The organism is Paenibacillus sacheonensis, assembly GCF_009909195.1.
Taxonomy (GTDB): domain Bacteria; phylum Bacillota; class Bacilli; order Paenibacillales; family Paenibacillaceae; genus Paenibacillus_Z; species Paenibacillus_Z sacheonensis.
In genome coordinates this window covers 1-19,024 of record NZ_JAAAMU010000014.1, presented here as the reverse complement: position 1 = coordinate 19,024, position 19,024 = coordinate 1, and the positions used below count along the sequence as shown (strand labels likewise).

General features: G+C 58.3%; 12 protein-coding genes, 2 tRNA genes, 1 rRNA gene and 1 other annotated feature. Of the genes, 1 reads left to right on the top strand and 14 read right to left on the bottom strand.

Going from position 1 to position 19,024, the window contains the following annotated elements:
* Positions 1-125: 125 nt before the first annotated feature.
* Positions 126-3,041 carry a family 78 glycoside hydrolase catalytic domain gene (locus GT003_RS22595; RefSeq protein WP_239566064.1) on the top strand — a complete coding sequence of 972 codons (2,916 nt, stop codon included), beginning with the start codon at positions 126-128 and terminating at the stop codon, positions 3,039-3,041.
* Between the two features lie 108 nt (positions 3,042-3,149).
* On the opposite strand, the gene asd is transcribed toward GT003_RS22595, so the two are convergent.
* The 14 genes from asd to GT003_RS22525 all read right to left on the bottom strand — a co-directional run.
* The gene (asd, locus tag GT003_RS22590; protein ID WP_161702123.1) at positions 3,150-4,235 is read right to left on the bottom strand and encodes an aspartate-semialdehyde dehydrogenase; all 1,086 of its coding nucleotides are present in this window, start codon (positions 4,233-4,235) and stop codon (positions 3,150-3,152) included.
* A 149-nt stretch (positions 4,236-4,384) separates the two neighbouring features.
* Positions 4,385-4,642: a binding site (T-box leader), on the bottom strand.
* Between the two features lie 367 nt (positions 4,643-5,009).
* Positions 5,010-5,846: a carbohydrate ABC transporter permease gene (locus tag GT003_RS22585; protein WP_161702121.1), complete on the bottom strand. Its 837-nt coding sequence runs from the start codon at positions 5,844-5,846 to the stop codon at positions 5,010-5,012.
* 12 nt (positions 5,847-5,858) lie between these two features.
* The gene (locus GT003_RS22580; RefSeq protein ID WP_161702119.1) at positions 5,859-6,743 is read right to left on the bottom strand and encodes a carbohydrate ABC transporter permease; all 885 of its coding nucleotides are present in this window, start codon (positions 6,741-6,743) and stop codon (positions 5,859-5,861) included.
* A gap of 61 nt (positions 6,744-6,804) precedes the next feature.
* Complete coding sequence (locus GT003_RS22575; RefSeq protein WP_161702117.1) at positions 6,805-8,178, bottom strand: ABC transporter substrate-binding protein; 1,374 nt, start codon at positions 8,176-8,178, stop codon at positions 6,805-6,807.
* Positions 8,179-8,451: 273 nt separating this feature from the next.
* On the bottom strand, positions 8,452-10,938 hold the full coding sequence (locus GT003_RS22570; protein ID WP_161702115.1) for an alpha-mannosidase: 2,487 nt from the start codon (positions 10,936-10,938) through the stop codon (positions 8,452-8,454).
* Positions 10,935-11,930, bottom strand: a complete 996-nt coding sequence (locus tag GT003_RS22565; protein ID WP_239566065.1) for an ROK family protein — start codon at positions 11,928-11,930, stop codon at positions 10,935-10,937. The genes GT003_RS22570 and GT003_RS22565 overlap by 4 nt, the downstream gene beginning before the upstream one ends.
* The gene (locus tag GT003_RS22560; RefSeq protein ID WP_161702113.1) at positions 11,927-12,562 is read right to left on the bottom strand and encodes a D-sedoheptulose-7-phosphate isomerase; all 636 of its coding nucleotides are present in this window, start codon (positions 12,560-12,562) and stop codon (positions 11,927-11,929) included. The genes GT003_RS22565 and GT003_RS22560 overlap by 4 nt, the downstream gene beginning before the upstream one ends.
* A 98-nt stretch (positions 12,563-12,660) precedes the next feature.
* Positions 12,661-13,551, bottom strand: a complete 891-nt coding sequence (locus GT003_RS22555; protein ID WP_161702111.1) for a helix-turn-helix transcriptional regulator — start codon at positions 13,549-13,551, stop codon at positions 12,661-12,663.
* A 107-nt stretch (positions 13,552-13,658) separates the two neighbouring features.
* The gene (locus GT003_RS22550; RefSeq protein ID WP_161702109.1) at positions 13,659-14,993 is read right to left on the bottom strand and encodes an ABC transporter substrate-binding protein; all 1,335 of its coding nucleotides are present in this window, start codon (positions 14,991-14,993) and stop codon (positions 13,659-13,661) included.
* 25 nt (positions 14,994-15,018) lie between these two features.
* Entirely contained in the window at positions 15,019-16,809 is a 1,791-nt protein-coding gene (locus GT003_RS22545) for a histidine kinase (protein WP_161702107.1), read from the bottom strand.
* Between the two features lie 60 nt (positions 16,810-16,869).
* On the bottom strand, positions 16,870-18,495 hold the full coding sequence (locus tag GT003_RS22540; protein WP_161702105.1) for a response regulator transcription factor: 1,626 nt from the start codon (positions 18,493-18,495) through the stop codon (positions 16,870-16,872).
* 164 nt (positions 18,496-18,659) lie between these two features.
* Positions 18,660-18,734: transfer RNA gene (locus tag GT003_RS22535), tRNA-Gly, on the bottom strand.
* Positions 18,735-18,757: 23 nt separating this feature from the next.
* Positions 18,758-18,833: transfer RNA gene (locus GT003_RS22530), tRNA-His, on the bottom strand.
* Between the two features lie 105 nt (positions 18,834-18,938).
* Positions 18,939-19,024: ribosomal RNA gene (locus GT003_RS22525) — 23S ribosomal RNA — on the bottom strand; the annotation flags it as partial.

Sequence of the window (19,024 nt, the reverse complement as noted above, 5' to 3'; positions counted from 1 at the left end):
GACTGAAACCGCATCGATTAGCATGTCGGGATTGAATGCCATTCACGTCGGGATCGCGCCCTATCCAAACGCATCAACTCCCTTACAATGGAGCTATGAAGACGATTTCAAGGAGGAACTATACAATGTGGCAAGCATCTTGGATTTGGGCGCAAGGCGAAGCCAGCCCGCGCAACGAATGGCGTTGTTTCCGTAAAACGTTTCATTACGAGGACGAAGGAACGGCCGGCGCCGAGACGAAGCTCAAGCTCACGGCGGATTCCCGCTACGTCCTCTATGTCAATGGAACGCAGGTCGGACGGGGACCGGTACGAGCTTTCCCTGCCAACCTGCCTTATGACGAATACGAGATCGGCCACCTGTTGAACGGCGGTACGGCCAACACGATCGCGGTCATCGTCCTGCACTACGGCCTGGCGACCTTTCAATACCTGCGCGGACGCGGCGGCCTGCTGCTCCAAGTGGATCGCTGCGATGCCGGCGGCACGGAGACGCTGCTTGCAACGGATGCTTCTTGGCAGACCGCGCTGCACGCCGCTTACGACGCAACGTCGCAGCGCATCTCCTGCCAACTGCCATTCACCGAGCGCTTCGACAGCCGCGGCTGGGACGAAGGCTGGAAGCAATCCGGCTTCGACGCTTCCGGCTGGTCGAATGCGGAAGTCATCGGCGCGGCCGGCATGGCGCCGTGGACGACGCTTTCGCCGCGGCCGATTCCTTATTTGACCGAAGAACCGATGTACCCCGCGCGCGTGGAAGAAATGAACTTCGTGAAGCCGGTCACTTGGAGCGCGGCGTTCGACGTACGTACCCTGTTGGTCCCGGAGAGCGTCAACCATGCGAATCCCATCTCGTTCGTCGGCTTGCTGGCCGCGGTCGTTACGATGGCGGAAGAAGGCGTGCTCACGATCGGCAGCGTCGACAACGGGCGTATTCCGCTGCGCGTCAGCCTCGGCGGCAAGTGGTGCGCGGAAGCGGACTATTACGGCGAAGCGCCGCAGCAGTTCGTACAGGCGCGCCTCGCAGCCGGCGAGCATTTGATGCTTCTCGATCTGAACAGGGGCTCGCATGGACATGCCTACCACCTGGGCTTGCACAGCGACGTGTCGTTCGACGTACGTTCGCCGCTCGAGGAGGGCAGCGGCTCAGCCTCGCATGGGACGCCGGAAGCGACGGTACCGTTCGCCGTCATCGGTCCTTTCGGCTTCGCGGAGCATATCGATCACCAGCCGGAGCAAACGATCGACCGGGAGCCCGCCATATATATGGAGCTGAAGCAAGCCGCCACGCAGCAGCAGCTTCTCGACGATTATCGGGATTTGGTGCGGGAGATCGATCCGCGGCTGTACCATACGTCCGATGTTTACAGCCAGACCGCTTGGCGCGTCGTCGATCGGCCTCAGCCGATGCCGGCTTCCTTGCAGCGTGCCGTTCTGCCGAGCTCCGACGCCGGGATCATCCCGCTCCATGCGGAGCTGGATACGGAGATCCTAATCGATTTTGGCCGCGAGTTGACGGGGTATATCGCCTTTGAGCTCGATGCCGGCGAAGGCACGATCGTCGATTTTTACGGATTCGAATACATGCGCGACGGCTGGCGTCAGTATACGTACGAGCTGGACAACACGCTGCGCTATACGTGCCGGGAAGGCAGACAGTCGTATACGTCGCTCGTCCGCCGCGGGCTTCGTTACATGGCGGTGACCGTGCGCGGGGCGTCACGTCCGGTGAAGCTGTTCGACGTCAAGCTGCTGCAGAGCAATTTTCCGGTATCCAACGCCGGTACGTTCCAATCCAGCGATGCGATGCTGAACGAAATCTGGTGCATCAGCCGGGACACGACGCGGATGTGCATGGAGGATACGTTCGTCGACTGCCCGGCCTACGAGCAGACCTTCTGGGTCGGGGACGCGCGCAATGCTTCGCTCATCAATTATTACGCGTTCGGCTCGACCGAGATCGTCGAGCGCATCCTGCGTCTCGTCCCGGAGTCGGCCTTCCAAACGCCGCTCTACGGCGATCAGGTTCCGAGCGGCTGGAGCAGCGCCATTCCGAACTGGACGTTCTTCTGGGTGACGGCCTGCCTCGAGCATTACGAGTATACCGGCAACGCCGCGTTCGCCCGCGAGCTGTGGCCGCATGTCCGCTTCACGCTGGAGCATTACCTCGAGAAGATCGACGAGCGCGGCCTGCTGCGGATCAAAGGCTGGAACCTGCTCGATTGGGCAGCGTTCGAGCAGCCGGAAGATGGCGTCGTCTCGCCGCAGAACATGTTCCTCGTGAAGGCGCTGCGCGACGCGGCACTGCTCGCGGCGGCAGCCGAAGACGAAGCTGAACAAGGCAAGTTCGAGGACGCGGCGGACCGCCTCCGCTCCGCGATTAACGCTCATTTATGGGATGAGCGGCGGCAAGCTTATATCGACTGCATTCATGTCGACGGAAGCCCCTCGTCGACGCTCAGCATGCAGACCCAGGTCGTCGCGAGCCTCTGCGGCATTGCGGACGGCGAACGCGCCGAAACGCTGAAAGGTTATATCATGAATCCGCCGGCTGCTTTCGTCCAAATCGGCAGCCCGTTCATGTCGTTCTTCTATCATGAAGCGCTGGCGAAGCTTGGCTTGCACGAGGTCATGACGAAGGACATGTTGAGCGGATACGGCGCCATGGTCGATAAGGGCGCCACGACCGTGTGGGAAGTGTACCCGACAAGCAATATCTCGTACAACGAGAACATGCTGACTCGCAGCCACTGCCATGCCTGGTCGGCCGGCCCGGCCTTCTTCCTCGGTTCCGAGGTGCTCGGCATCCGCGGCGTTACGCCCGGCTGGACGAAGGTCGGCATTACGCCGCAGCCGTCAGGCCTGACATGGGCGCGCGGCTCGGTTCCGCTTCCGGGCAGCGGCCGCATCGACGTCTCCTGGCAGCTCGACGAGGCTTCGAAAATCATGAAGCTGCGCGTCGCGGCCCCGGCATCGGTCGAGCTGGACATTGCCGGTCCGGAAGGCTATGAACTGGCAGCCGAAGTGATCGCAATCGGATAATCTTTCGTTCCATCTACAACGATAACAAAGAGCCCCGCGGACAGCCGCGGGGCTCTTTGGTTGACATAGGAACGTCGCGCTCGCTACGTGGAGCCGACGCCGTCTTAACTATTTGGCTTGAATGTAGCCTTCCGCTTTCAGCAGCTCGGCAATCAGGACAGCGCCGCCCGCAGCGCCGCGCAGCGTGTTATGCGACAGTCCGACGAATTTATAATCGAACAGGGAGTCCTCGCGCAAGCGGCCTGCCGATACGCCCATGCCGCCTTCGATGTCGCGGTCCAGCTTCGTCTGCGGGCGGTTCTCTTCTTCGAAGTACGTGATAAACTGCTTCGGCGCGCTCGGCAGTTCAAGCTCCTGCGGCCGTCCTTTGAACTGCTGCCAGCGCTCGAGAATTTCTTCCTTCGAAGGTTTGTTCTCGAACGAGACGAATACGGTGGCCATGTGGCCATCCAACACGGGCACGCGAATGCACTGCGTCGTGATCAGCGGCGCGCTTGCTTTCACGATTTGGCCGTTCTCGACGCTGCCCCAGATGCGGAGCGGCTCCTGCTCGCTTTTCTCTTCTTCGCCCCCGATATACGGGATAACGTTATCCAACATATCCGGCCAATCGGCAAAGGTTTTGCCGGCCCCGGAGATCGCTTGGTACGTCGAGGCCACCACCGTGCTAGGCTTGAATTCACGCAGCGCGTGCAATGCCGGCACATAGCTCTGAATGGAGCAGTTCGGCTTCACGGCAATGAAGCCCGTCTCGGTACCTAACCGCTTGCGCTGAGCCGCGATGACTTCCAGGTGTCCATCATTGATTTCCGGGATGACCATCGGGACGTCCGCCGTCCAACGATGAGCCGAGTTATTGGACACGACGGGCGTGCCCGTCTTGGCGTAAGCCTCTTCCAACGCTTGAATCTCGGCTTTTTTCATATCCACCGCGCAGAAAATAAAATCGACCGGTCCAGCGACTTCCTCCACCTTCGAGGCATCCTGCACGACGATTCCTTTGACCCCTTCCGGAATCGGGCCGGACAGCTTCCATCTTCCTTGCACGGACTGCTCGTATGTCTTGCCGGCCGAGCCTGCGCTAGCCGCAATGGCCGTGACTTCGAACCACGGATGATCCTCTAACAATTGAACGAACCGCTGACCCACCATGCCCGTTCCGCCTACAATACCAACCTTCAATTTTGCCGTCATCGATTATTCCATTCCCTTCAACTATTTATCATTAATCATTCATCGTCTTCTAAATTACTATGCAAACCGCCGGAATTGGTGTATCTTCCGTCCATCCAAACCAACTTTCCTGCGTACAAAAAAATCCCACCCCCAAGACTATAATCAGTCTTGAGGACGAGATTATTATACTCGCGGTACCACCCCAAATTCGCTCATATGTCGCCATATCAGCCTCTTCGAGTACGGCATTACGCTGTAATGCTTATACTCTAGCTCTGTAACAGGAGCTCCTGTCGCGCCATCCCCGCTCGGGTTCCGGCGCGCGGCTCTGAGTCTTTGTTCGATAAACAACGCTTGCTCCCTTTCAGCTGACGGAGCTCTCTGTGAAGCATTGATTTATTTACTCGTCTCATCATCGCATTTGAAATATTGCGATAATAGTAACAAAAATCTTCCCCGAGGTAAACAAAAACTTTGAGAAAGCGAAGATATCGCGCGAAGTCGCCTCCAATATAAAGCCACCTCTAGGCTAGATTTAAGGTTGATGTTATGCTTTGCGTTCTATCTTTGTGTTCGCTTTAAAATAAGCGCGACTTCAAATCGACAAAGTCGATATGAAGTCGGCTGATCCTCGCTTCATCATTAAATCGCCAAGAAGGCGAATCCTAGGCCGCCTTCCTAAACCCGTTCCCAAAAAAGTTCTTCGAAGCGATTCGGGTCGGAGGTCAATCAGAACTACAACAGCGAGCGGAAACCCATACCGACCGGAGCCCCCCTCCCGCGGGTCGTGCTTTACCCCTTGATGCCCGTAAACGTAATCCCCTCCATAAACCTCTTCTGCATGAAGAAGAACAACACCACGATCGGCATCGAGATAAGAAACGCCGCAGCCATCATCGAAGGCCAGTCGGTCCCGTGCGCAAGCTTGAACTGCTGCAGGCCGATCTGCAGCGTGTACTTGGACGACTCCTGCAGGTAGATCAGCGGCCCCATGAAATCGTTCCAGGAGTTGATCAATTGGAAAATGATGATCGTAAGCAGCGCCGGCTTCGTCAGCGGCAGGAAGATCTTGGCGTAGATATCCAGCTCGCTGCAGCCGTCGACGCGCGCCGCATCCTCGAGATCCCGCGGCATGCCCTTGAAGAACTGCCGCAGCAGGAAGATGAAGAACGGAGAACCGAAGAAAGCGGGCAGGATCAGCGGCCAATACGAGCCGATCATATGCGCTTTCGTGAATATCATATAAACCGGCACCATCGTCGAGGCATACGGAATCATCATCACGCCGAGCGTGACGTAGAAGATGAATTCCCGGCCTTTCCACTGCAGCCTGGCGAGCGCGTAGGCGGCCAGCGGACAGCTGAACAAGACGCCGACAATATTCATCACCGAGATAAAGGTCGTATTGAAGAAATACCGTCCGAACGGAATCAGCGTGAAGACGTTGGAATAATTGCTGAACTTCCAGCTCTCGGGAATCAGCTGGATCGGAAAGATCAACGTTTCGGCCTGCGTCTTAAGCGAAGTGGACAGCATGATATAGATCGGTATTAGGAAAAAGAGGCTGAACACGATCAGAATGACGTGAACGCTCAAATGGGTCATGCGTTGCTTTCGGTCTCGTTTCATCGCGGCACCTTCCTATTCGCCCATGTAATGGACCCAGCGTTTGGAGGTCCAGTTCAAGAATATCGTCAGCGCCATGACGGCCGCGAACATCATCCAAGCCATCGCGTTGGCCTGCCCCATCTTGAACAAGGCGAATGCGTTTTTGTACAGCAGCATGTTGTAGAACAGCGTCGAGTTGGCGGGGCCGCCGGTTCCGTTGGAGACGATGAACGGGAGCACGAATTGCTGCAGCGCGCCGATCATGGCCATGATGACCGAATACAGGATGACGGGCGACATCAGCGGAAGCGTGATATAACGGAATTTGCGGAACGGTCCGCTGCCGTCGATCGTCGCCGCTTCGTAATAATCGTTCGGAATGTCCTGCAAGCCCGCCAGGAAGACCAGGATGTCGGAGCCGACGCACCATTGCGCGATAAACACGATCGAGGGCTTCGACCACAGCTCGTCGCCGAACCAGGACGGCTGCGGCAGATGCAGCTCGTAAAGCACGTAATTGACCAGACCGAACTGCGAGTTGAGCAGCCACTGCCAGAGGACGCCGGTCGCGACGATCGGAAACAGCGTCGGAATGAAGAAGATAACGCGATAGATGCCCTGTGCTTTGATCTTCATATTCAGCATCACGGACAGGAAAATGCCCAGCACCAGTCCGATCGGCACCGCCAGGGCGGCATAGACGAAGGTGTTTTTGACCGAGATCCAGAAGAGCTCGTCGCGGATCAGTTCCGCATAGTTGTCGAAGCCGACGAACCTGCTGACGTGGAAGCCGTTGAATTCGGTAAAACTATAGTAGAACGAAGACATCAGCGGATAGAAATAAAAGATCAGGATGCCCAGCAGCCAGGGCAGGATGAACAGCCAGCCGTATTTTTGACGGCGAATCGCATTCATCATCGTCGCTGCACCTCCTTGTAAAGTAGAAGGGCGGGGATCGTGATCGCCGCCCTGTCCGTTGCTATTTTTTCTCAAGCTCCGCGTTCGTCTTGTTGGTCACGTCGTCCAGCAGCTTCTGCGCGTCGCCCTTGCTGTTCAGCGCCTTGTCCTGCGCCGCGTTCAATTGGTCAAAGAAGAACTGGCCTTTCTTGATGATCGGACGCGCGTACGCCGTCGGGAACATGTCGATGAACGTTTTGTAGCGCGGTTCGCTTTGTACCCAAGAGAGCTGCGCGTTCATGTCCTTCTGGCAGATGAACCAGCCGGTTTTCTCCGCGTAGTTCTTGGCGCCGTCTTCCATCGTCATGAATTTGGCGAATTCGAACGCCGCGTCTTTGTTCTTCGCGCCCTTCGGCACGATGAACGACCAGCCGCCGGCCCATGTCGTCGGATCCGTTCCCGTCTGCGACGGCAGCGGCGCTACCCCGTAGTCCAGTCCTTTGACGTCCTTGTACTGGCCGATCTCCCACGAACCGCCGACGATCATGCCCACTTTGCCCGCCGCGAACGGATTGATGTCGCCGCCTACGGCCGTAGCGAAGTCTCCGACTTTCTTGGCGTCGTATTTCGCCGCGTAGCCTTGCTCCCATTGAAGCGCCTTGACGATCGCCGGATCGTTCGCCGTGATTTTGCCCGTAGCGGGATCCTGGTATTTGCCTCCGAACGCCCAGCCCCATGTCAGCACGCCGCCTTGGCCCATCCATGGAATGAAACCGAGCGTGTCATAGCGGCTGCCGTTCTTCTTAGTCAGCTTCTCCGCATACTCGTCAAGCTCCGCGATCGTGGTCGGCGGCTTCTCCGGATCGAGACCCGCTTCCTTGAACAGCGTCTTGTTGTAAAAGAGCGCCCGGTCGTCCGTCGTGAACGGCATGGCGTACAGCTTGTCGCCCACCGACGCTTCCTTCCAGGAGAAGTCGTAAAATTGATCCGCGGTCACGCCGTTCGCCTGCGCGTTCTCGGTCAACTCTTCGAACAGGCCTTCGCTTGCCCACTGCTGCACCATGAACCGGTCGAACACGACGACGTCCGGCGGGTTGCTTCCGTTGATCGCCACGGTCAGCTTGTCGGTGATGCCGTTGCCTTGGCCGCTGCCGCCGATGAACTCGGCCTTGACTTGAATGTCCTTATGCGTCTCGTTGAACATCTTCACGCCTTCGTCCATGGCCGCTTTCTCTGTCGCGCCGCCGAATGGATGCCAGAACGTAATCTTCGTCACTTTGCCGGAGGATTCCCCGGAATTCGATGCGCCCGCGTTGCCGGACGTATTGCCCGAAGCGTTGCTTGCCCCGTTATTCGATGCATTGTCGTTCGTGGAGCCGCAGCCGGTAAGTACTAAGGATGCCGCGCATGTCAGCACGACCACGGATGCCATAAGCTGGCGTTTCTTACGTGCCATGAATGCTTCCCCTGCCTTTTTCGTTATAGTTGCTTGCAAGGTCAATTCTACGCGGACTTGGAAAGGCTTCCCACGCGGGCGGTTTTGTTTTTTGTGTGCAAATTTTGTTTGTTCGGCCGCGGGACCGGAATCGGTCCGAAAAGTAAAAAATCCCCATATCCGGCCTTCGGCCGGACAAGGGGATCGCTCATGGGTGCTAGGTTGGCTTGCAAATGCAAACGTACATGCTCGGGAGTCTAATTTGGCAGCAACCGCGCTTCAACGCTCGCAGCCTTACTCGGCCGTTTCGAATTCGATCAGATTTACTTCGCGGACGGGAAGCCCGGCGTCGCTCGGAATGTGGAACGTCTTGATTTCGCATTTCCCGAACGAGCTGGACCACCGGCGGTTCAGCATCGGCACCTCGAGAGCCGTTTCCGCCGGACGCCCCGCGGTTTCATAGCAGCGCAGGATCCAGCCGTCGCCGTCCTCCGCCTGCTTGAGGGCCGTCGCGGCGACATCCGCGGAGGAGACCCGGATGCCGGTTTGCTGCTGCGGCAGCGATCCTTCATGGTACGTTTCCCATACGCCGACGGGCGACACGTTCAATTCATAGGCTTTGCGCACGATGCCCGCATCCTGCCAGACGCCTTGATGCGGCGCGAGCACGTAAGCGAATTCCTGCTGCCCTTGGTCCATGTACTCCACCCGGTCATCGCGTTCGCCGTAATGATCGGCGTAGATCGGGCTCCGCACGATCGTCATCCGCGCTTCGCCGCCCAGCACGTCGTAGGCGTATTTGCCGTTGTTCAGAATCGCCAAGCCGCGAACGTTTTCCGTTCCCGGCGCATGACCGGCCACGTCGATCCATTGCTGGCCCGGCATTTCCTTGCCGTCCGTGTCCCGGCGGATGAAGCCGTACGGGATCTCCGAATACGACTCCGGCCGCTCCACGGCGACCGGGAACGACAGCTTCAGCATCTTGTGCTTCTCCCGCCAGTCGAGCTTCGCGTTCACCCGCAATTCCGCCGAATGGGCGTGCAGCGTGAATTCCTGACGCAGCACGGAATCGTTGTACCGGCTGGTGACGCGAATCGTCGCGCGCAGCGGTCCGTTCTCCAGTACCTTCACCTCGGCATCCGCGAAGTACCCGATCAGATCGCGGTAGCTGTGCAGGCCGTGTCCCCACGTATCGCTGTGATGCTCGTCGATGACGACCGGCACCGCGCCGGGTCCGCCAAGCACCTCCGTATTCGTCCGTTTATCCAGCAGGCTCGCGACCGCGCCGCTATGCCGATTGAATTCGACGCGCAGGAACGCATTCTCGAGCACGCTGCCTTCGGCCGTCGCCGGCGTCTCGAGCGTCGCAGCGGGAGCAGGCTCCTTGCTCAGATAGCACCAGTACACGCGGTAGCCCATTGCCGGCACTTCGGCCAGGAACAGTGTATCCCAATTGTCCTGCCCGTTCGTCCGCGAAGCGCGGACCGTTTGGAACGGCACCGCAGTGCCCCGGTCGTCCTCGACGCCCGTCATCTTGCGGTTGGCATGGACCGGCACCTCGACATCCCAAGACAGCGGATTGAAGACGACGAACGGCGTGCCGAGATCGCCCTGCTCCCAGGACAGCCAGTTCTTGTCCTTGCTGAGCGTCTTGACCTCCGGCTTCATCGTATCGATCGACCACGAGATCCGCTGCGTCGCCGCATTAAGCGCCTTTGCCGCGAGATGGAGCGCTTCGCCGTACGATTCGCGGGCGTCCTGAAACGCCTCGCGGATGCTGCAGCCGCCCATGATGTCGTGAAACTGGTTGAACAGCACGTTCTCCCACGCTGTTTTCAGCTGCGCCGACGGGTAAGGCAGGCCGAGCAGCACGGTCGCGGCCGACGAGAATTTCTCCGCCGTGAGCAGGCGATGTTCCGCTCGGCGGTTGTTCTCCTTGGACTCCGAGTGCGTGGAGTAGCAGCCGACGGCATGCATTTGCAGCTCGTCCTTCAGGACCGGAAGCTCCGGTCTCGCGGCTTCGATTTCGGCGAAATAGCGGTTCGGCGTGCTGATAACGAACGCTTCTTTGCCGTATTCGGCTTGGAGTTCCTTGATCGCTTCCAAGTTGCCGATCGTCGGACCGCCGCCGTGGTTGCCGACGCCGTAGAACGTCATGTGCGCATGTCCGTCCGCATCCGCCATGTTCGCGTGCTTGCGAACCTTGTCCGCGAACGGCGTGCCCCAGCTGCTCGAGTAATTGTCCGACAAGCGGAACGTCAACACGCGGCTGCCGTCCTCGGACTCCCACCAGAACAAGTTGCTCTCAAGCTCCTTCTCGTGCTTCTCCGGCCGCATGAACACGTAATAGTCCATGCCGCTCTTCTTCAAGAGCTGAGGCAGCATGCCGTTATGCCCGAACGAATCGACGTTATAGCCGACCTTCGCCATGACGCCGAACTTCTCCTGAAAATAACGCTGACCGTATAATCCATGCCGGGCAAAGGACTCGCCGGAAGGCAGGTTGCAGTCCGGCTGAATCCACCAGCCGCCGACGATGACCCAGCGGCCTTCGGCCACGCGCGCCTTGATCTCCTCGAACATGTCCGGCGCGTTCTCCTCGATCCAGGCATAATACGCCGCGCAGGAACGGGTGAAGACGAACTCCGGATATTCCTTCAGGCGGTCCAGCGCGGAACGGAACGTCGCCTTGATCTCGGCGTAGCCCTCCTGCCATTGCCACAGCCATACGGGGTCTAGATGCGCGTTGCCGATCAGATGAATGCTCGCTTGCTTCGTCATTCGATGACTTCCCCTCTCTCGATTAGATGGTTCAATGCGACGGACAAGCTGGCGTAATCGCCGATTCCCTCGCCCAGTCCCGCCTGCATGATTTCGCAGACGGATACGGACAGCGGCAGCGATTCCCGGTGCAGCTCCTCCAGCACGATCGGTTCCATGATCGCCTTCTGCCTGCCGTAGATGCTGCCGATGACGATGCGCTCGGGATTCAGCACGTCCACGAGCACGGCCAGCGCGCGGCCGAGCTTCCGGGCGGAGAGCCGATAGATCTCCTGTGCGAGCGCGTCGCCCTGCTCCGCCGCACGGCCGACGATCTCGGCCGTCAACGCGGGAAGCTCCTTGCGCGTCCTGCAGAAGCCGGGCGCATCGCCCGCATCGATTCGCTCCGCGATGATGCGCCGCGCGAGCTGCGCGATGCCGCCCCCGCTGCAGAAGCCCTCGAAGGAACCGGCCTTGCCGTAGCCGACCGGACCTTCCGGCTCGAGCCGCACATGGCCGACCTCGCCCGCCATGTCGTTCGTTCCCGCATAGAGCGCGCCGTTCAGAATCAGGCCCGCCCCCATGCCCGTGCCGAAGGTCAGGAAGATCATATTGCGGCAGCCCCGGCCGGCGCCCCACTTCCATTCCGCCAGCGCGCAGGCATTGGCGTCGTTCTGCAGCGCCACAGGGACGCCGTACCGCTCCGCGAACGGCGTTATGAGGTCGACCGCGTCCCAGCCCGGCAGATTCGGTGGCGATAATACGAGCCCCCGCCGGCTGTCCAGCGGACCGCCGCAGCTGATGCCGATCGCGGCGAGCCTGCCGTCCGGATGCTTCTCCAGTTCCGCATGAAGCGCTTCCATGATTTGCGCAATCGCAGCCTCGGGGCTTGCCGGCGTGGCGATCCGCGTTTTGCCGACGATGCGGATGCCGTCTTCACCGTCCAGCATGCCAAGACTTGCGGCGCATTTGGTTCCTCCGATATCGATACCTGCCAGCAGATTCATGCTCATGCCCCGAAGAATGCCTCCTCCACGACCATGCAGAGCGCATGGTAGATCGGCAGATGCCGCTCTTGAATGTCCGGCGTGCTGTCATGCGGCACGCGAATCGTCACGTCGCACAGCTCCTTCATGCGCCCTCCGCTCCGTCCGGTCAGCCCGATCGTCCGCACGCCAAGTGCCTTCGCCACCTGCATGGCCCGCACGACGTTCAGCGAATTGCCGGAAGTGCTAAGGCCGATCAAGACGTCGCCTTCCCGGCCGTACCCGTACACCTGCTGGGCAAACACCGTTTCAGCCGAGACGTCGTTCATGAACGCGGTCATCAGCGCCGAATGGCTGACGAGAGAGATCGCAGGCAGCGCTCCCTGCAGCAGGTCGGCGACCGAGCCGCCCTCTGCCGGGAACAGCTCCCCAAGCTTCGCCCTGAATGCGTCCGGCACCGGCCGTTTCGACATAAAACCTTTCATCAGCTCGCCAACGATATGTTCGCTGTCCGCCGCGCTTCCGCCGTTGCCGCAGACGAGCACCTTGCCTCGGCTCCGATAAGCATCAACGAGCAGTCCGCAGGCAAGCTCCGTATCCTGCGCGCATGCGTTCAGCTCCGGGTATTTATTGATCATGGTTTGCACGATCCGATGCATTCCGATTGCCCCTCTCCCTTATCAGCCTGCTTGCTTACTTCCTTGCTTCCCTGTTTGCCTGTTTGCCTGTTTGCCTGTTTGCCTGTTTGCCTATTTGCCTAGACCTGCGGCACCTTGTGCAGGCCTCGAAAATCCGATGGCGTCGTCATTGCGACCCGGCTGAACAAATTCGAAAAATAAAACTCGTTCTTCAAACCCACCGCGAACGCGATTTGCTTCATCGGCAGGTCGGTCTCGATCAGCAGTTTCTTCGCTTGCCGGATTCGAATGTCGTTCAGCTTCTCCACGACCGTCAGCCCCGTCTGCTGCCGGAACAGCCTTGCAAGCGTGCGATAGCTGACATGCAGCGCGTTCGCGATCTCCTGCACGCGCAGCTCGGTCGCATAGTAGGCTTGCAGGAAAAGCAGCGTCTGCCGGACGATGACGTCCGCATGGTCCTGCGCCTGCACCGGATGCTCCGCCGCCCTGGCACGCCAATCCTCGAACAGCCCCGTCATCCAGCCCGCGAAGGCCGTCTCCAGCGTCAGCAGGCTCATATCCGTCCGAAGCGCCAACAACGGCGCGGCCGACTCCGCCTTCAGCGCGTAGGGCCGTACCTGGGAGAAGCAGCGGATAAACTCAGCTTCCTCGCTCATTCCGTCCGCCGGCCGGCCGTCCTCCAGCATGATCTGCCAGCGGAGGCAGAAGCCGTCATCCGACTCTCCGCGCCCATGCCGATGTGCATGGACGGCTCCGGGGGGAATCAAATAAGACTGGCCTGCCTCGATCCGAAATTCCTCGCCGGCCGAAGTCGTGAACAATCCGCCTCGCGACACGTAGTTGAATTCATACCAGGGATGCCGGTGAGGCGGGTGCGCCCAATCCGCATCGTGCTCTGCCGACAGCGCATCCAACAGGATGACCGACAGCCCCCCGATGCGGATCGGATGCAGCATCAGCCGCTGCAGCAGACGCAGCGGGATCGCATACGCAGCAGCGTTTTCCCGCATGCCGTCTTCCTCCTGTCGCTCCGGTTCTTGATTGTAATTATAGTGCAACGCCCATCGCCCCCGTCTGCCAAAAAGAAAGAATCCTTTATAAAATCATGCCAACCTTCCTACTCCTCGAGCTTCTTGATTTCCTTATCCACGTTCTTTTTCAGCTCGTCCAGCAGCTGCTTCGGTTCTCCCTTGCCGTGGATGACCAGCTCCTGGATGCGCTGCGTCTCGTTCCAAAGCAGGGAGCCGACAGGCGTGACCGGCCGCGTATACGCATTCGGCATCATGTCGAGGAAGATTTTCAGCCGCGGATTATCCGCCAGCTTCAGCTCGTCATTGACGGCGGGCATCGCCGTTATATCGTTGCCGGCATTCTGCCTCCGAGCCCACAGCAGCGTGCCTTCCTTGTGTGCCACGAAGCGAATGAATTCCCATGCCTCCTTCGGATGCTGCGCGCCCTTGGGCATGACGTACGACCAGCCGCCCGACCACGTAATGCGGGGTTTGCCCTCGGCCGAAGGCATTGGCGCAACGCCCCATTCGAAGCTCGGCTTGACGGCAGCAAGATCATCGAGAATCCAATTGCCATCGTAGACGAAGCCGACCTTGTTGGTCCAAAACAAATTGACGCCCGTTTGTCCCAGTCCTTCCGCGAAGCTGGTCAATCTGGCGACGTCGTATTTCTTGGCGTAGCCGGCCATCCATTGCAGCGCCTTGACGTTTGCGGGCGCGTTCGGCGTCAGCTCGCCGGCGGAGTTCTGCAGGCTGCCGCCCATATTCCATGCGTTGACATAGAAGAATGCCTGGTTCATCCAAGGAACGAAGCCGACCTGCTCGTATTGCCCGTCTTCGTTCTGGCGAAACATTTTTTCGGCCATGCGGTCAAGCTCGTCCAGCGTCTTCGGCGGCCGGTCGGGATCGAGACCAGCGGCTTGCATCATGGTCTTGTTATAATACATGGCGCGGTCATCGACTCTCCACGGCAGGCCGTAAACCTTGCCATCGTAGACGACTTCCTTCCACGCGGGTGCGTAATAATCGGAGGGAAGAATGCCCGACGTGCCGACGTACGAGGATAAATCCTCCAGATAGCCCCGCGCCGCCCACGAGCCGACCAGGAAACGGTCGAATAAGGCCACGTCCGGCGGAGTGCCGCCGGCAATGGCGGTCAGCAGCTTATCCGAGGCTTGCGTACTGCCGGTGTTCTCCACGTACGTCATCTTGACCTTAATGTTCGGATGCTCCCGCTCGAAAACGTCGATGACGTTCTTCTTGAACTCGCTCGGATAGGCGTCTCCCCATGGGTACCAAAAATCGATCGTCACCTGCTCATCCGCTGACGACCCCGAATTTATCCCCGCGTTCGCCGCCTTCGGCCGTGCCGAATCGCAGCCGGAAATCAATAGAACCGCAGCGAGGCCGGCCGTTAACGGTAAAGTCTTAAGCTTATTCATTGCCGCATCTCCTCTCCGGCTGACTTCATCGCAGTGGGATGGTCAACCTCACTGTCGTGCCTGCGCCTACTTCGCTTTCGATATATAGCCCGTATTCTTTGCCGTACGTCAGCTTGATCTGGCTGTTGATATTCTTCAGCGCGAAATTCCGCTCGACCTGCAGCTCCTCGCTGCCGAGCATCTCGTGCAGCTCCGCCAGCTTGTCCGCCGGAATGCCGACACCGTCGTCCTTCACCTCGAAGATCAACAAGCCGTCTCGGCTGTGCCAGTTGATATCGAGGCGTCCTTCGTCCAGCTTGCTCTCGAGTCCGTGGTAAATCGCGTTCTCCACAAGCGGCTGAAAGACGAATTTGAGCGCCCTCCGCTCCAACAGCTCGGGGTCCGTCGACATCCGAACCGTGAACTTGTCCTCGTACCGAATCTGTTGGATGGACAAATAGCTCTCGAGCAAGTCGACGCACTCCTTGACCGTGACGAATTCCTTGCCTTCGTTCAAGCTAAGACGCAGGTAGCGCGACAGGCCGAAGATCATCGTGCTAATCTCGTCGACCTTGTAGATGCGGGAAATCCAATGGATGGAATCGAGCGTGTTGTACAGGAAATGCGCGTTGATCTGCGACCCCATCATCTTCAACTGCATTTCGGTCTTGATGAGCTTCTGAATGTACAGCTCGTCGATCAGCTGCTTGATTCGGGCGACCATGACATTGAACGTGGAGAATAACGCCCCGAATTCATCCCGGCGGGCCGTCGTGATTCGCGCGTCGAAATCCCCATCGCTGGCCTTGCGCATCGAGCGAAGCAGCGTAATGACCGGCCGATGCATCTGCCTGGCGGCCACGAGCGCCAGCACGATCGAGATCAGCGTGAACCCGGCGACCAGCAGGAGCGTATAGACGCCGATCTGGCTGGAATCGCCCTCCAGCTTCTTGAGCGGAGCCATCCCGACCAGCTTCCAGTCGTTAACGGCGCTCTCGTCGAAGACGGTAATCATCTTCTCGCCTTGAAGCTCATTATAGAGCGTCCCGCTTTGGGAGACCGGAAGTTCGATGCCGGAAGGCGCCATAATGCGGCTTCCGTCCGAATCCGCTACGACCCGGTTTCCGCTGTCCACGATCATCAGGCTGCCCCCCGCATGAAAATCCACCTCCGACAGCAGCTGCCGGATGCTTGCAGGATCGAATTCCATGACCAGCACCCCGATGATGGAGCCTTTGCCGTCCAAGTCCTTAATGGCTCGTCCGATGCAGAAAACCGGTTCCTCCGTGCTTTGCCCCGCGTATGAGGTCGGAAGCAAGGAAGGGCGGATGCCGTACCAGACGATTTTACCGTCCGCCGCCTTGATCGCCTTGTACCAATCCTGCTCCTGCTGCTCTCGGCTGGCCGGCGGCAGCTCCGCGAAAGGATTGATCGTATTGCGGTAGCGGTAGGAGGTGTGCTTCTCTCCCAGTATGAATATATTAAGCGTATCGTTCTTCGCGTTCACCATATTGGAGAGAAAGCTCCAAATTTGCTGCATCGTCGACGTCTGGTCGTAGCTGTCCTGAAATTCGCCGAGCATGCCCTTCTGAATTTTCTTGTCCCCGAAAATCAAATCGGACCGACTCGCATACTCGTCCAGCATCAGCTCCAACCGCTTGTTCGTTTGTGTAACCGTTTGCAAAGCGATCTGTGATACATTATCGCGGATGATGCCGTTAGCCTTGGTGTAGGACAGATAGCCGACAGCCGTAATCGAAACGGACATGCTGACGAAAAACAGGATAAACAGCTTGAAGCCGATGGACCGCCAATGAAAATACGTATGAAGGTTCACTGCCCCTTCTCCCCCCGATTGCGGTAATAGCAGCACTTGCCGTGCATTGGTTGCGGTAATTTACGAGATGCCTACGTCCCGGTACTGCCCTGGCGTGATTCCCTCCTGCTCCTTGAACACCTTGGTGAAATGGCGGAAATCCTGATACCCGACTTTCTCGGCGACTTCGTAGACCTTCAGCTTCGTATCCTTCAATAGGAGCTTGGCTCTGTCGATTCGAAACCGTGCCAGGCATTTGCTGAACGTTTCGCCGGTCTCCTCATGGAAGAGCTTGCTGAAATACGAAGGGTTCAGGTAAAAATGCTCGGCGACCCCGTTCATCGTAACGGCATCCGCGGCATGCGCTTCTAAATAATCCAGTGCCAGTTCGATCACTCTTTTGCGATTTCCGAGCGTACCCGTCACCTGGAGCAGCTGCTGAAACAATGCCGGAAGCTCGGACTGCAGCTCATCGACGCTGCACCAAGGAAGCCGGAGACGAATTTGAATGCCAGGGTTGTCATGATCGGCAGCCTTGCCCGACTGGTAACCGGCTTCCAACTTTTGCTCGACTTCCTGCAGCAGATTCTCCACGCCTTTCCGAAGCGTAAGCGGAGCGTATTTGGCAGCCGACGCCCGAATGTGCTGGAACAGCTCTTCCGCCAGATCGTTAACCATCGCATCTTTATTCAGCTTGATGGCATGAACGAGCCGGCTGTCCCAGCCCGGTGGACCGATTTGGCCCGGATGCAGGCTAGGCAGCGCCGACGAAGCTGGGCGGCGGGCCGCCTCATATACCTTGCCATACCCTTCATAGAAGGCATAGGCACAGGCAGAGACTGCCTCCCGGAAGGAGGCTGGCAGTTCGCTCATCGTCCTTTCCCGACTTACTCCGATCGTTATGCCCATATTCAAATATTGGGAAGCTGACTTCATGAGCGCATTCATCGCATCCGTTATGGCAGCATCATGACTCCTCGAAGAAGATAGCAGGATGGCTAGATCGGCTTCCTCGCGTTCATCGAGCGGGCAAGCCATGACTTCTCCGGCGAGCGCCCCGATCTCCTCGGCCATATTCCCCAAGCCGTAACGAAGCAAAGAGCGGCTGCCGGGATCATCCGCATTCGCTCCCCACGCGTAGACGTGAACGGCAATCACCTGAAGCCGATCCGGATTCAGCCGAATATCCAGCGCTTCCCGGGTCGTATCCCGGCTGTGGCCGAACCCGTTCTCTCCCAGCAGCAGATCTTCAAGAAAGCGCTGTCTTGCAAGCGGTAGGCTTTCCCTCATGCAGCCTGTAATTTGCTCCAAATGCCGGTGGTTGTCCTGCTCTTGCTTTAATTCATCTACGCATTTACGAATGACGCCTAGTATCTGTGTCTCTTCGATCGGCTTCAGTACGTAATCGACTACCCCGCATTTCAATGCTTTCTGCGCGTAGCTGAAGTCGCTGTAGCCGCTGATCATGATCATCTTCGTCGGAAGCCTGCGTGCCTTCACCGCTTCGAGGAGGGCTAATCCGTCCATGCGCGGCATCTTGATATCCGAAATAATAAAATCCGGCGTTCGTTCCTCGATCATCCGGAGCGCCTCTTCCCCATCCCGCGCCTCGCCCAGCACCTCGATGCCTTCCGCTTCCCAATCGATCGTTAAACGAAGTCCCTTCCGAACCCATTTCTCGTCGTCTACGATTAATAACGCGTACATGTTGACTCCCCCAACTCCATCATGTGACTCCTTGTCTCAAATCTTGATGTAATCATACATGATGGCCTTTAAAAAATCTTCAGCCGCAGCGCGTTTTCTGTCAGAAAACACAAAAAAACGCCTCTACTTGCGCAGAACGCAAATAAAAAGACGTGATTGTTGGATGGAGCGGAAGACGGGAATCGAACCCGCGACCCTCGCCTTGGCAAGGCGATGCTCTACCGCTGAGCCACTTCCGCATGATGATGTTCATAGGAGTCAATGGGGCGACCGATGGGACTTGAACCCACGAATGCCGGATCCACAAACCGGTGCGTTAACCCCTTCGCCACGACCGCCGCAATCCTATGTAGAGATGTAAAAGCCTGAGGCATTACACTCTGAAAACTGGATACGAACCTTTGCGAAAGGTGTCTTGCTTAGCTGAACAACGGGATAACTTCTAGGATAAGCCCTCGACCGATTAGTATTCGTCAGCTCCACGCATTGCTGCGCTTCCACCTCGAACCTATCAACCTCGTCGTCTTCA

Bases quoted from the DNA above. Each gene is read 5' to 3' on its own strand.
- asd (WP_161702123.1), bottom strand. From the start codon at position 4,235: ATGACGGCAAAATTGAAGGTTGGTATTGTAGGCGGAACGGGCATGGTG.
- GT003_RS22575 (WP_161702117.1), bottom strand. From the start codon at position 8,178: ATGGCACGTAAGAAACGCCAGCTTATGGCATCCGTGGTCGTGCTGACA.
- GT003_RS22560 (WP_161702113.1), bottom strand. From the start codon at position 12,562: ATGCATCGGATCGTGCAAACCATGATCAATAAATACCCGGAGCTGAAC.
- GT003_RS22555 (WP_161702111.1), bottom strand. From the start codon at position 13,551: ATGCGGGAAAACGCTGCTGCGTATGCGATCCCGCTGCGTCTGCTGCAG.
- GT003_RS22585 (WP_161702121.1), bottom strand. From the start codon at position 5,846: ATGAAACGAGACCGAAAGCAACGCATGACCCATTTGAGCGTTCACGTC.
- GT003_RS22570 (WP_161702115.1), bottom strand. From the start codon at position 10,938: ATGACGAAGCAAGCGAGCATTCATCTGATCGGCAACGCGCATCTAGAC.
- GT003_RS22595 (WP_239566064.1), top strand. From the start codon at position 126: ATGTGGCAAGCATCTTGGATTTGGGCGCAAGGCGAAGCCAGCCCGCGC.
- GT003_RS22540 (WP_161702105.1), bottom strand. From the start codon at position 18,495: ATGTACGCGTTATTAATCGTAGACGACGAGAAATGGGTTCGGAAGGGA.
- GT003_RS22580 (WP_161702119.1), bottom strand. From the start codon at position 6,743: ATGATGAATGCGATTCGCCGTCAAAAATACGGCTGGCTGTTCATCCTG.
- GT003_RS22550 (WP_161702109.1), bottom strand. From the start codon at position 14,993: ATGAATAAGCTTAAGACTTTACCGTTAACGGCCGGCCTCGCTGCGGTT.
- GT003_RS22565 (WP_239566065.1), bottom strand. From the start codon at position 11,930: ATGAGCATGAATCTGCTGGCAGGTATCGATATCGGAGGAACCAAATGC.